General features: G+C 70.8%; 11 protein-coding genes. 4 read left to right on the forward strand and 7 right to left on the reverse strand.

The genetic code is table 11. The features are described from left to right. Positions 1-84: 84 nt before the first annotated feature. The 4 genes from purD to fbaA all read right to left on the reverse strand — a co-directional run bounded on the left by purD (position 85) and on the right by fbaA (position 4,448). Positions 85-1,335, reverse strand: coding sequence for a phosphoribosylamine--glycine ligase (gene purD, locus D451_RS0110750; RefSeq protein WP_017534398.1), 1,251 nt, complete (start codon positions 1,333-1,335; stop codon positions 85-87). A gap of 45 nt (positions 1,336-1,380) precedes the next feature. Then, positions 1,381-2,664: an adenylosuccinate synthase gene (locus D451_RS0110755; RefSeq protein WP_014912392.1), complete on the reverse strand. Its 1,284-nt coding sequence runs from the start codon at positions 2,662-2,664 to the stop codon at positions 1,381-1,383. A 204-nt stretch (positions 2,665-2,868) separates the two neighbouring features. Then, a complete protein-coding gene (locus tag D451_RS0110760) occupies positions 2,869-3,285 on the reverse strand; it encodes a DUF3151 domain-containing protein (RefSeq protein WP_014909881.1) in 417 nt (138 codons plus the stop codon). Between the two features lie 140 nt (positions 3,286-3,425). After that, positions 3,426-4,448: a class II fructose-bisphosphate aldolase gene (fbaA, locus tag D451_RS0110765; protein ID WP_014912124.1), complete on the reverse strand. Its 1,023-nt coding sequence runs from the start codon at positions 4,446-4,448 to the stop codon at positions 3,426-3,428. 415 nt (positions 4,449-4,863) lie between these two features. On the opposite strand from fbaA, the gene D451_RS0110770 reads away from it, so the two are divergent. Beyond that, positions 4,864-5,250, forward strand: a complete 387-nt coding sequence (locus D451_RS0110770) for a RodZ domain-containing protein (protein ID WP_026124979.1) — start codon at positions 4,864-4,866, stop codon at positions 5,248-5,250. A gap of 59 nt (positions 5,251-5,309) precedes the next feature. Here the strand turns inward: D451_RS0110770 and pyrE are convergent, their stop codons facing one another. Beyond that, the gene (pyrE, locus tag D451_RS0110775; RefSeq protein ID WP_017534400.1) at positions 5,310-5,843 is read right to left on the reverse strand and encodes an orotate phosphoribosyltransferase; all 534 of its coding nucleotides are present in this window, start codon (positions 5,841-5,843) and stop codon (positions 5,310-5,312) included. 123 nt (positions 5,844-5,966) lie between these two features. Between pyrE and cutA the strand changes: the two genes are divergently transcribed. Genes cutA through D451_RS0110790 form a run of 3 tightly spaced genes read left to right on the forward strand, consistent with a single transcriptional unit; the run spans position 5,967 to position 7,596 of the window. After that, positions 5,967-6,308: a divalent-cation tolerance protein CutA gene (gene cutA / locus D451_RS0110780; protein ID WP_026124980.1), complete on the forward strand. Its 342-nt coding sequence runs from the start codon at positions 5,967-5,969 to the stop codon at positions 6,306-6,308. Continuing rightward, positions 6,305-6,886, forward strand: a complete 582-nt coding sequence (locus D451_RS0110785; RefSeq protein ID WP_017534402.1) for a hypothetical protein — start codon at positions 6,305-6,307, stop codon at positions 6,884-6,886. The genes cutA and D451_RS0110785 overlap by 4 nt, the downstream gene beginning before the upstream one ends. Positions 6,887-6,939: 53 nt before the next feature. Further along, complete coding sequence (locus tag D451_RS0110790) at positions 6,940-7,596, forward strand: GNAT family N-acetyltransferase (RefSeq protein ID WP_017534403.1); 657 nt, start codon at positions 6,940-6,942, stop codon at positions 7,594-7,596. Positions 7,597-7,617: 21 nt separating this feature from the next. On the opposite strand, the gene D451_RS0110795 is transcribed toward D451_RS0110790, so the two are convergent. Together D451_RS0110795 and D451_RS0110805 are read right to left on the reverse strand one after the other, a co-directional pair. Then, positions 7,618-8,190 carry a hypothetical protein gene (locus D451_RS0110795; protein WP_017534404.1) on the reverse strand — a complete coding sequence of 191 codons (573 nt, stop codon included), beginning with the start codon at positions 8,188-8,190 and terminating at the stop codon, positions 7,618-7,620. Between the two features lie 861 nt (positions 8,191-9,051). Further along, positions 9,052-13,035, reverse strand: coding sequence for a type VII secretion protein EccC (locus D451_RS0110805; RefSeq protein ID WP_017534406.1), 3,984 nt, complete (start codon positions 13,033-13,035; stop codon positions 9,052-9,054). Between the last annotated feature and the right edge of the window lie 155 nt (positions 13,036-13,190).

Consider the following 13,190-nt stretch of genomic DNA (forward strand, 5'->3'; position numbering starts at 1 on the left):
ATGTTCCTTCCGGCTTTCTGCCTGGAAGGAGGACCCGGCCCCATGGGTCGACGAGGCCGGACCCTCCCTGTCGGAGTCGACGAGTCAGAGCTCGGCGGCGGCGCGTTCGGCGATGTCGGTGCGGTCGAAGGAACCGCGCAGGTCCAGCCTCCCGACCGCCTCGTAGGCGCGCTCGCGGGCCTGACGCAGGTCCGCTCCCGTACCCACCACGCTCAGCACACGGCCGCCGTTGGACTTGACCTCGCGCGCCCCGTCCCAGGCGGTGCCCGCGTGCAGCACGTAGGCGCCCTCCATGGCCCCGGCGGCGTCCAGCCCGCCGATGAGGTCGCCCTTGGTCGGGTCCCCGGGGTAGTTCTCGGCCGCGACCACGACGGTCACCGCCGCGCCCTTCTTCCACTGGAGCGAGCCGATCGCGCCCAGCCCGCCGGTGTCGGTGGCCTGGAGGACCGCGCCGATCGGGGTGGCCAGACGGTCCAGCACGACCTGGGTCTCCGGGTCGCCGAACCGCGCGTTGAACTCCACCACGCGCGGCCCCTGGGAGGTCAGCGCCAGACCCACGTAGAGCAGGCCCTGGTAGCGGAGCCCACGACGGTTCATCTCCGAGACGGTCGGTCGCACGACGGTCTCCATGACCTCGTCGACCAGGCCCGGAGGGGCCCAGGGCAGCGGGGCGTAGGCGCCCATGCCCCCGGTGTTGGGGCCCTGGTCGCCGTCGTAGGCGCGCTTGAAGTCCTGCGCGGGCAGCAGCGGCAGCGCGTGGGCGCCGTCGGTGAGCACGAACAGCGACACCTCGGGGCCGTCCAGGTACTCCTCGATGACGACACGGCCGCACTCGCGGGCGTGCCTCTCGGCCGCGCCGCGGTCCTCGGTCACCACGACGCCCTTACCGGCGGCCAGTCCGTCGTCCTTGACCACGTACGGGGCGCCGAACTCGTTCAGGGCGTCGGAGACCTGACCCGGCGTGCGGCACACGCGGGCCTTGGCGGTGGGGACCCCGGCCGCCTCCATGATCTCCTTGGCGAAGGCCTTGGAGCCCTCCAGACGGGCGGCCTCACGGTCCGGGCCGAACACCGGGATGCCCCGGTCGCGCAGGGCGTCGGCCACGCCCGCCACCAGCGGGGCCTCCGGACCGATCACCACCAGCTCGGCGCGGATGCGCGCGGCCAGCTCGGTCACGGCCAACCCGTCCGTCACGTTCAGGACGTGGTTCTCCGCGATCTCCGAGATGCCCGGGTTACCGGGGGCACAGTGGATGTCGGTGACGCCCGGATCCAGGGACAGGGCGCGGACGAGTGCGTGTTCGCGGCCTCCGCCGCCGAGAACGAGGGCTTTCACTGAAGGGGGCCTCTTCTTCTGTCTGGAGGGACGGTGGTCGCCGGGTCAGACCAGGGGACGCAGTTCGAGGGTCTCTTCACGGCCCGGTCCGACGCCGATGGCGGAGATCGGGGCGCCCGCCATCTCCTCCAGAGTACGCACGTAGGCCCGCGCGTTCTCGGGAAGATCGTCGAATTCCCGGACACCGGTGATGTCCTCGGTCCAACCGTCGAAGTACTCGTAGATCGGGGTGGCGTGGTGGAAGTCGGTCTGCGTCATCGGGATCTCGTCGTGACGCACGCCGTCGACGTCGTAGGCCACGCACACGGGGATCCGCTCCAGGCCGGTGAGCACGTCGAGCTTGGTCAGGAAGAAGTCCGTGACGCCGTTGACCCGGGTGGCGTAGCGGGCGATCGGGGCGTCGAACCAGCCGCAGCGGCGGTCGCGACCGGTGGTCACGCCGTACTCGCCGCCCTGGGTGCGCAGCCACTGGCCCTGCTCGTCGAGGAGCTCGGTGGGGAAGGGGCCCGAACCCACACGCGTGGTGTAGGCCTTCAGGATGCCCACGACCTTGGAGATGCGGTTGGGACCGATGCCCGCGCCCGCGGCGGCGCCGCCGGCGGTGGGGGAGGAGGAGGTGACGAACGGGTAGGTGCCGTGGTCGATGTCCAGGAGCGTGCCCTGCGACCCCTCCAGGTAGAGGGTCTTGCCCTCGTCCAGCGCCTTGTTGAGGATCAGGGAGGTGTCCGCGACGTAGGGGCGGAGCTGCTCGGCGTAGCCCAGGTACTCCTCGATGATGGGCCCGGCCTCCAGGGCGCGCCGGTTGTACACCTTGGTGAGGAGCTGGTTCTTGTCGTGCAGCGCCAACTCGATCTTCTTGGTGAGGATCTTGGCGTCGAACATGTCCTGAACGCGCACGCCCTGGCGGGAGACCTTGTCGGCGTAGGCCGGGCCGATGCCGCGACCGGTGGTGCCGATCTTGCCCTTGCCGAGGAAGCGCTCGCTGACCTTGTCCAGGGCCCGGTGGTAGGGCATGATCAGGTGCGCGTTGGCGGAGACCAGCAGACGCGAGGTGTCCACACCCCGGTCCTGAAGCCCGCGCAGCTCCTCGAACAGCACCCCCGGGTCGATGACGACGCCGTTGGCGATGACCGGAACGACGTTCGGGGAGAGGATGCCGGAGGGCAGCAGATGCAGGGCGTACTTCTGGTCTCCGATGACCACCGTGTGGCCGGCGTTGTTGCCGCCCTGGTAGCGGACCACGTAGTCCACCTGTTCACCGACCAGGTCGGTCGCCTTGCCCTTGCCCTCGTCGCCCCACTGGGCACCCACGAGCGTGATCGCCGGCATTGGTCTCTACCTCTTCGCTCGACACCTGAACAGGGCTTTTCCCACCCCGGACATGGATCAACCCCTGGCGCAAGGCAGCGACAGGGGCCGTTGCGTATTGAGCGTACACGACCTGCGCATCTCGGTTGAGAGCGGCCGTGGGGTGCCCGTGTCACACCGTGCCGGGCGTTCCCGGAACGCCCGGCACGCGAGGATCGGAGCGGATCAGCCGTTGAGGGCCCGATCGGCCTCGGCGCTGGACTCGCGCAGGAAGGTCGAGCAGCGCTCGGCCTCCTCGGTGTCGCCGATGGCCTCGGAGGCCTTGCCCAGGTAGTGCAGGGCCCGCAGGAAGCCCCGGTTGGGCTCGTGCTCCCACGGGATCGGGCCGTGGCCCTTCCAGCCCGAGCGGCGCAGCTGGTCCAGGCCCCGGTGGTACCCGGTGCGGGCGTAGGCGTAGGCGGCGACCGGCCGGCCGTCGGCCAGGGCGAGTTCGGCCAGACGGGCCCACGCGGCGGAGTAGGACGGGAAACGGCCGGCGACCGGGGTGGGGTCGTCGGAGGCGGCCAGGGCCTCGCGCGCCTCGGCGTCGTCGGCCAGGCGCGTCTCGGGCGGCTCGTTCAGCAGGTTCCGGTGCAGGTTCATGCCTCCATCCTGCCACCGGGACGAGACCCTTCCGGAGGACGGTCCGGTCCACGTCGGAGCCGGGTCGGCGCCCGGGGAAGGGGGGAGACGAACGGTGCCCGGCGGCCGAGGCCACCGGGCACCGCGAAGGACTCCGGGTCCTACTTCATCTTGTTGCCGGCGGACTTGAGGTGCTGGGCGGCCTCCACCACGCGGGCGGCCATGCCGGCCTCGGCGACCTTGCCGTAGGCGCGCGGGTCGTAGGCCTTCTTGCTGCCGATCTCGCCGTCGATCTTGAGCACACCGTCGTAGTTCTTCATGATGTGGTCGACGACCGGGCGGGTGAAGGCGTACTGGGTGTCGGTGTCGATGTTCATCTTCACGACGCCGTAGTCGATGGCCTCGTGGATCTCCTCCAGGGTGGAGCCGGAGCCACCGTGGAAGACGAAGTCGAAGGCCTTGGTCCTGCCGTAACGCTCGGCGATGGCCTCCTGGGCGCTCTTGAGCACCTCGGGGCGCAGCTTCACGAAGCCGGGCTTGTAGGAGCCGTGCACGTTGCCGAAGGTCAGGGCGGTCATGTAGTAGCCCTTCTCGCCCAGGCCCAGGACCTCGGCGGTGCGCAGGGCGTCCTCCGGGGTGGTGTACAGCTTCTCGTTGATCTCGCCGACGATGCCGTCCTCCTCACCGCCGACGACGCCGACCTCGATCTCCAGGATGGTCCGGGCGGCCTTGGAGGCTGCCAGGAGCTCCTCGGCGATCTGGAGGTTCTCCTCGAGCTCCACGGCGGAGCCGTCCCACATGTGGGACTGGAAGAGCGGCTCCCGGCCCTTGGCCACGCGCTCCTTGGAGATCTCCAGCAGCGGACGGACGAAACCGTCGAGCTTGTTCTTCGGGCAGTGGTCGGTGTGCAGGGCGACGTTCACCGGGTACTTGTCCGCGACGACGCGAGCGAACTCGGCGAAGGCGACGGAGCCGGTGACCATGTCCTTCACCGAGGCGCCGGACAGGAACTCGGCACCGCCGGTGGAGATCTGCACGATGCCGTCGGTCTCGGCCTCGGCGAAGCCGCGCAGCGCGGCGTGCAGCGTCTGGCTGGAGGTCACGTTGATCGCCGGGTAGGCGAAGCCCTGGGACTTCGCGCGGCTCAGCATCTCGGTGTAGACCTCGGGGCTGGCGATGGGCATGGCTTGACTCTCCCTGGTTCGGCCTGGAGCGAGCGTCCGCCGGCGCCTACTCTGCGTGCCGACGGCACCCCGTGTGCGTTGCCCCGGTGGAGGGACCGGTCGTGAGGGGAGGCCCGGGAGGCGGGCCGTTCGTCCGGGGTGTCCACCAGGTGTCGTTCAAGTATCTCGAATCCCCGGAGCCGATTGAAAGGTCTAGACCAAAACGGCCGGGAATGTCGACGTACCCGCAGCTTACGAGGGGTGCCGGAGAGGACGACGGAGGGGTCGGGAAGAAAAGCGGTTTACCTACCGTTTTGTGGTTTCCAGTGGTGGAAGCGGGTCTTCAGGACGACTGCTGTCGCTTTTTGCCGTGATACGCGCTACATTCATCGCCGTGGGACGGCATAGGAATGATCCGAAGGGCGTTGGCCAAGTGATGGCCATCGTCGGGACCGTCGCGCTCCTGGTGGCCCTCGTGGCGTTGTGCGGGTACTTCCTGTACCGCTCGATCCCGGGAACCGGCAGTGCCTCCGAGGGCGTCAACGCGTCCGAGGTCGCCGCCGAACCGGTGGACACCACCGAGACCGGTGCCCTGTACATCGACGTGGTGGGCGAGTCCACCAGCGTCTTCGTCCGTGTGCCCGGTGGTGACGTCCTCCTCGACCAGGAGGTCGTCCAGGGCGACTCGGTGCACTACCGGGAGAACACCGACGGCCTGGAGGTCGCCATCGGCGATCCGACCGCCGTCGAGCTCTACGTCAACGGGGAACCGCGCGACGTCTCCGACCGCGACCCCGGATACTCCTTCACCCTGAACCCCTGAGTCCCGGGACCCCGGTGGACGGGGCCGGCATCGACCCCGCCCGCACCGAGAGGCCGGACTCACACGTCCAGGTCGGACACCTCGAAGATCGGCCGGTACTCCAGGCCCTCCTCCTCCAGTCGGGCCCGCGCGCCGCGATCCACGATCAGCGCGACCGCCACCACCTCGGCTCCCGCCTCGCGCAACGCCTCGACCGCGGTCATCACCGAGCCACCGGTCGTGGAGGTGTCCTCCAGGGCCAGCACACGCCGCCCCTTGACGTCCGGACCCTCGATCCTGCGCTGCAACCCGTGGGCCTTGCCCGCCTTGCGCACCACGAAGGCGTCCAGGCGCCGTCCCCGCGCGTGCGCGGCGTGCAGCATCGCGGTGGCCACCGGGTCCGCGCCGAGGGTCAGACCGCCCACCGCGTCGAACTCCAGGTCCGCGACGGTGTCCAACAGGACCGAGCCGACCAGCGGCGCGGCCTCCCCGTCCAGGGTGATCCGGCGCAGGTCGACGTAGTAGTCGGCCTCCCGGCCGGAGGACAGGGTCACCTTCCCGCGCACGACCGCCTTATCGTTGATCTGACGCAGGAGTTCATCACGTTCGCTCATGATCAGTGAGCCTAGAACACCGGGTGGGGCCCCTCGGACCGGACGACGAGGGGCGGGGCGCCGAACCGGCGACCTCGCACGATCCCGCCCGACCCGGAACAACACCGTCCCGATGGGGTGACCATGTCAGAACGTGCCGATGTCGTCAGGGTGGAGACCACCATCGACGACCGGGAAGGGGCCGAGGAGCTGGCCCGCTCGGTCATCGAGAACCGACTGGCGGCCTGTGCCCAGGTCGGCGGTCCGCACCGCAGCCTCTACCGCTGGGAGGGGGAGGTCCGGGCGGACGAGGAGTGGAAGGTCGTGATCAAGACCGCGTCCGACCGCTTGGACGACCTGGTCGCCCACCTGGTCGAGATCCACCCCTACGACGTGCCCGAGGTCGTGGCCCTGCCGGTGGTCGGGGGCAACCCCGGCTACCTCGCCTGGGTCCGGGACGAGACACGCGGGGGCGGCCCCGCGTGATCACGGTCCTTCTACCCCCCACCCTCGGCGCCCCCTTCTCCCCGCCGGGGATCGACCGGGACCTCGACGCGCTCGGCCGCGCGGCGGTCCTGCCCGAGGTGACGGACGACTTCACAGCGCCCCACGCCGCGCGCTACGTGGCCCGGGCGAGCCTGGAGATCAACCGCCTGGTCGCGACCGACGAGCCCACGGTCCTGGTGGCCCGGGGCGACTCGGGCCCCCTGCTCGGAGCGGTCGGCGCGGCCCAACGGGCGGCCCACCGGCCCGTCCTCGGCTACGTGCTGGTCGACGCCCCGTTGCCGCGTCCCGGCAGCCCCACACGTGAGGAGATCTCCCGAGACCAGGATCTGACGGGGATCCCGGCCGGTGCGGACGAACCCGCCGGTTACCGCACCGAACGTCTGCCCACGGTCCCGGACTGGCCGGACGCGCCCTGCGGTTACCTGCTCACCGATCCCGCCTACGCGCACCCCGCCCATCTGGCGGGGATGCGGGGATGGACGGTACAGGACGCGGTCGCCGAACCCGGGCGGACGGCCGAGGCACTGGTGGCGCTCATCGACGAACTCGTTCGCTGAGCACCGATAAACCGGGTGACATCCGGTGGCGGAGGGCAGAAGAATGCGGGGGCATGATCAGTGACCATTTCCCGCCGCTCGGAGTGGGTCTGAGCACGCCCCGCCTCCGTCTGCGGATGCCCACCGACGCCGACCTCTCCGCGTTGGCCGACGCCGCGCTCCGAGGGGTCCACGACCCGGAGACCATGCCGTTCCGACAACCCTGGACGGACCAGGGCCCGGAGCGGCTGGGACGGGTGGTGATCCAGCACAACTGGAGCACCATGGCGGCCTGGACCCCCGAACGGTGGGCCTTCAACGCCGTCGTGATCTTCGAGGGGCGGGTGATCGGGCTCCAGGAGATGAACGCGAAGGACTTCGCGGTCACCCGCCAGGTGGGGAGCGGATCCTGGCTGACCCGGGAGTATCAGGGCAGGGGCCTGGGCACCGAGATGCGGGCGGCGATCCTGCATCTGGCCTTCGAGGGGCTCGGCGCGCTGGACGCGGTCACCGAGGCCTTCGACACCTCGGCGGCCTCCATCGGGGTGTCCCGGCGTCTGGGCTATCGCCCGGACGGGATCGACCACCTCGAGGTGCGTGGGCGGCGGGTCCGAGAACTGCGCTACCGGCTGACCCGGCGGGACTGGGAGGAGCACCGCACTGTCCCGGTCGAGATCGAAGGACTGGAGCCGGCCCTGCCCTACTTCGGGGTGGGGGAACTCCCCGAATAGGACGGGGCTGGCGGGCGGACGTCAGGCTTCGGAGGGAGCGAGGGCCCGCCGGTAGAGGGGGACGATCCCGAGGAGGCAGCCGAGCAGCATCCCGCAGCCGGTCACCACGCCGCTGACGAGCGGGGCCCAGGCGGGGAGACCGGCGGCGACCAGGGCCAGTCCGATCGCGCCGAGCACGGTCGCGTACCAGGCGACGAAGACGAGCTCACGCTGTCGCCACTTCCAGGCCAGCGGGAAGAAGTGCAGGCCGACGACGAGGGCGACCCAGGCGACCCCGGTCTCGGGAGGGAGACCGAGACGGCCGATCAGAGTGGCCCCGGCGAAGATCAGGGCGAACTCGATGAGGACGACGACGCCGAAGAAGGGGCCGAACCGCGGTTCCTCCGGTTCGGCGTCGGAAGGGGGCTGTGCGTTCTGAGTGGACTCTCGGCGGGAGATGAGGATGATCAGGACGATGACGGCCGCGGCCATGGTCACCGCGAGAACGCGGATCCCCCAGATCAGGGCGGGGGATAGCGGGGGTCCGACGTTGACCAGAACGAACACCAGGCCGAAGAACGACCCGATGAGGAACCCCGAGAATCGTGTGAACATTGACTGATAATAACGACCCGAAATGTACGTTTTGATCCTTTTATGGGCCGGGTCGCCCGTCTGTCGAACACGAACACGGGTGTGCTTTCCTGGGGAGGCTCACACGAAGTGAGGGCTGACGAGGGAGAGAGCCCATGAGCGAACACGCGACGCGGGGGTCGAGGGCCGGAGAACCGGATGAGGCACCCCGGCCTCCGCACGTCCGGGCCGACCCGGGCCCCCGACCACCGGTCGCCTTCGAGAACGGGCCCGGGATCGGCGCTCCTCCGACCGGGCCGGCCTATCCCGGACCCCCTCCGGAACCTCGGCTCCCTCCCCGGCCCCACCCCCCGAGGCCCCCGAGGCCCACGGGGCCCACGGGGGCCCACCCCGCGTGGAACCCCGGCGCGCCCGCCGCCCCACGCCCTTCGGCCCCGGTCCCGCCGGGCCCTCCGGCCTCGGGACCCCCCTCGTTCCCGACCGGACCCTCGGTATCGGGGGCACGACCTCTGCCTCCCCGGCCATCGGCCCCCACGCCGCCCCGGCGGCCACCGGTCATCGCCGGCGACGTCTACGCCGACGCCTTCCTCAACGCGCGGCCTCGCCCCGGGGAGAACCCTCCGGGACGGCCCGCACCCACTGCGGGCCGGTCCGACCGGTGGAACACCGGCCCCGGAGCCGATACGCGGTACGGCGAGCGACCGGTCGCCGCCCCGTGGGACTCGGCGCCCCGAGAACGGCCGGAACCCGCCCGTCCGACGATGCCGCCGAACGGCCCCTTCCACATCCCGGCCCCCTCCTACGCCACCGACCCCTACCGCACCTTCGGCCCCGGAGACAGGCCCGGGGGCCAGGCCTGAACCCGGGGCGTCGACCCGCTCCTCAGTCCTCGTCGCGAAGAGCGGTCTGGATCAGGTGGGGGCTGCCACCGCGGCGGACCCACCGGCCACGGCCGGGAGGCTGCGCGCTCGCGTACAGCCGGGGCAGGAGCTGGCCCTCGGAACGGTCGCCGGACATGATCAGCGCGCTCGTCCCGATCTCCCGGACCGCCTGCACCAGAGGGTCGAACATCCCCCGCCCGGCGCCGGCCACCCGCCGGGCCACCACGAAGTGCAGGCCGATGTCGCGTCCGTTGGACACGAACGGCACGAACGGGGCCAGCGGCTTCTGACCGGCCGTGGTGAGCACGTCGTAGTCATCGGCCAGGACCACGATGCGCGGCCCCTTGATCGACCCCGGCTCCAAGGCGTCCAGGTCGCCGTCCTCGGGAACCCGCGCCTCCACCTCCTTGGCCACACCGGCGGCCAGCCCCGCGCACACCTTGGGGCTGCTCGCGTACCCGCCCATGTACGGCTCGGGCACCACCTCGCGCAGGGTCCGCCGCGGATCCATCACCGCGAACACCACCTCGTCCGACGAGTAGCGGGCCACCAGCCCCTCCGCGATCAGCCGCAGCAGGTTGGTCTTGCCGCACTCGCCGTCCCCCAGCACCAGCAGGTTCTGATCCCGATCGAACAGATCCAGCATCACCGGATCCAGGGCCCGCTCGTCCACCCCGATCGGCACCAGACGCGACTCGGACTCGGGGGTGGGCAGGGTCCGCGCCGACAGGCGGTGCGGCAGCACCCGAACGCTCTGCGCCCGACGGCCCGCCCAGGCGCCGTCGATCTCCCGGACGGCGCTCTCCACGGCCTCGCCCAGCTCGTCGTCGGTGTCCACCCCGTCGATGCGGGGCAACGCCACCTGACCGAACAACTCCGAGTCGGACAGTGCCCGCCCGGGGGCCTTCGCACTGATGGTCTCGGCGAGCTTGCGGTCGATCGTGGACTCGGAGGCGTCGTTGAGGTGCAGCTCCAGCTTCTGCCCGAAGTTGGACTGCACGGCGATGCGCACGTCGTTCCAGCGCAACATGCCCGCCACCACGTGCACCCCGTACCCGCCACCGCGCTGGAGCAGATCGTTGACGATGGTGTCGACGTCCTCGAAGTCCTTGCGCAGCGCACCGAACCCGTCGATGACCAGCACCACGTCGGCGCTGGTCAACTCGGGCACCTCACCGCGCGCGTGCCTGCGACGCAGCTGGGCCACCGAGTCGATGCCCCGCTCCCGGAACACCTCCTGACGGTGCTCCAGCATGCCCTGGACCTCCTCGACGGTCCGCCGCACCCGCTCGCCGTCGGTCCGCGCGGCCACCCCGCCCACGTGCGGCAGGGACGACAACGCCTGGAGACCGCCGCCCATCAGGTCGAGGCAGTACACCGCGGCCTGCTGCGGGGTGTGGGTCATCGCCAGCGACAGCACCAGGGTGCGCAGCAACGTCGTCTTACCGCTCTGCGGGCCACCGATGACGGCGACGTGCCCGCCCGAGGCGGTCAGATCCAGCTCCCACACGCCCTGCCACTGCTTGGTGGCGTCGTCCAACAGGCCGATCGGCACGTGCAGCGCCTCGCGGTCCCCGGGCAGCCGGAGCCCGGAGTCGCCGCGCTCGGGAGCCCCCACGAGCGTGTCCAGGGCCGCGGCGTGAGGCAACGGCGGCAGCCAGATCGACCGTGCCGGATCCCCGTGTCGGCCGAACTGCGAGATCATCACGTCGAGCAGGGTCGGGCCGACGGTGCGCGAGGGCATCGGGCTCTCCTCCTGCGCGCCGCCCCCGGTGTCCACCGCCTCCTCCGGGTCCTCGTTGTAGGCGGTGTAGAGGCGCACCGACGGCCGCCCCTCGTCCGGCTCCTCCTCGGCCACCGGGCCTCGGTAGGCCCCCGACACGTACCCGGCCTTGAACCGCTGGTACACGCTCGTGTCCACCTTCAGATACCCGAAGCCGGGCAGCGAGGGCAGATGGAAGGCGTCGGGGGTGTTGAGGACGGTGCGGCTCTCCTCCTCGGAGAACGTGCGCAACCCCAGCCGGTACGACAGGTACGTCTCCAGACCGCGCAGCTTCCCGCTCTCGATCCGCTGGCTGGACAGCAACAGGTGCACACCGATGCTGCGGCCGATCCGGCCGATCGACAGGAACAGGTCGATGAAGTCGGGCCTGGCGGTCAGCAGCTCACCGAACTCGTCGATGATCACCAGCAGATGCGGCAGAGGCGGCAGACTCGGATCGTGCCGGCGCTTGTAGAGGTAGTCACCGATATTGGGGACGTTCCCGGCGTCGCGCAGGACCTGCTGCCGGCGCTGCACCTCGCCCGACAGGCTCGAGTACACCCTCTCGATGAGGGCCGCGTCGTCCTCCAGGTTGGTGATCACCCCGGCCACGTGCGGCATGCTCTCGAACGGCGCGAAGGTGGCACCGCCCTTGTAGTCGACCAGCACCATGCTGACCTGCTCCGGCGAGTGCCCGGCCGCCAACGCCAGCACCAGGGTGCGCAGCATCTCGCTCTTACCCGAACCGGTCGCGCCCACGCACAGCCCGTGCGGGCCCATGCCCAACTGGGCGGACTCCTTCAGGTCCAGGATGACCGGGCGCCCCATGTCGTCCATCCCGATGGGCACCCGCAGGAAGGCCCGCTCGCTCCGCGGCGACCACATCCTCGGAACGTCCATCGCACCCGGATCCTGGACGCCCATCATCGCGGGGAAGTCCACCGAGCCGCCCTCCTGGGCGGTCTCCTCCACCGACTCCGGGGACAGCCTCAGCGGCGCCAGCATGCGCGCCAGACCGGTCAGCACGGCGTCGGAGACATCGTCCAGGGTGCCGACGGTCACCACGGGGTCGGAGCCGCGCAGCTCCTCCATCCGGATCCGGTCGCCCTCCACGGTGATCCGCACGTTCACGTCCCCGGGCTCGTCCACCTGTCGGGAAACCAGGTGCAGCACGGTGACCGCGAGCGAACCGGGGTCGACCGCCTCATCGGGGCGCACGAGTTCGGAGGCGACCTCGCCGTGGGTGTCGTGGACGACGAGGAGACGACGCATCATCTGATAGGCCTCGCGCTTGCCCATACCCCGTCGCACCTCGGACGCGAAGTCGGTGCGCGCGCGCAGCTCGTCGGCGAGCAGACCGCCCAGCTCGGCCGGGGTGGGGGCGATGAGGCGGACCGCCGCCCCGCCCTCGCGCCGCTGCGGGTCCAACACCTGAGGCAGCCAGGGCAGCCACGCCCAGTCCTCGGCGCGCTCCTCGGGATAGGAGACCGCGAGCCCGGCGTCCTCGGGCGCGTGGAAGGCGCCGAACTGGGCCATGAGCGCCCGGACCAGCCGCATGACGTCCTCGCGCTCACCCACCACGCTCACGTCCCCGGCCATGTCCAAGGGCAACGTCAGCGGCATGTCGGGGATCGTCTCGAACCGCCGGATCGCCGTCTGAGCCTCCGAGAGCATGAACGGGTCGGTGGGGGTGAGCGCGGTGCCCTGCTCGGCCAGCCGCAGCGGACGCCCCTCGGTGAGACCGGTCCCCACTCGCACGCGCAGGAAGTCGCGGTGCCTACGGCGACGCTCCCACAACCGGGTGGGATCACGGACCACGTCGTACAGGGCCTCCGGCGGCGGATCCAACAGTCGGGCGTGCGAACGGGTCGACCGCTCCCACCCGGTGAGCTCCTCGCGCAGCTCCTCCAGGTACTGAAGATAGAGATCCCGCTGCTGACGGCGCTGACGGCCGACCTGTCCACGGCGCGAGAACAACATGGCGGCGGCCGCGAGCAGGGCCACCACCAACATGACACCGCCCAACGCGATGAACGCCGGGTTGCGCATGACCATCATGACGGTCATCGACACCATCATGCCGACCACCGGCATGATGGTCATCAGCGGATTCCCCTGCGCCTTGCCGTCGGGAAGGGTCGGCGGGGCCTCGACCTCGTGGGGCTCCTGCGCCGGTGCGGGGTGCACGGTGCGTGTTGGGCGGTGCACGACGCGAAGGCTCATCGGCGTTCCTCTCGGCGGTGCCTGACGGGGGTGGGCGGGCTGAGACGGGGCGGCGCCCGGGGGTTCGTGAGAACCCTACCGAACAGGACTCCGCGGGCCTTCCGTCATGGAAGGGGAGACGCCGGGCGGAGCGTTCTCCCGGACGCACGGCCGAC

It is taken from the genome of Nocardiopsis alba DSM 43377 (genome assembly GCF_000341225.1).
GTDB classification, from domain to species: domain Bacteria; phylum Actinomycetota; class Actinomycetes; order Streptosporangiales; family Streptosporangiaceae; genus Nocardiopsis; species Nocardiopsis alba.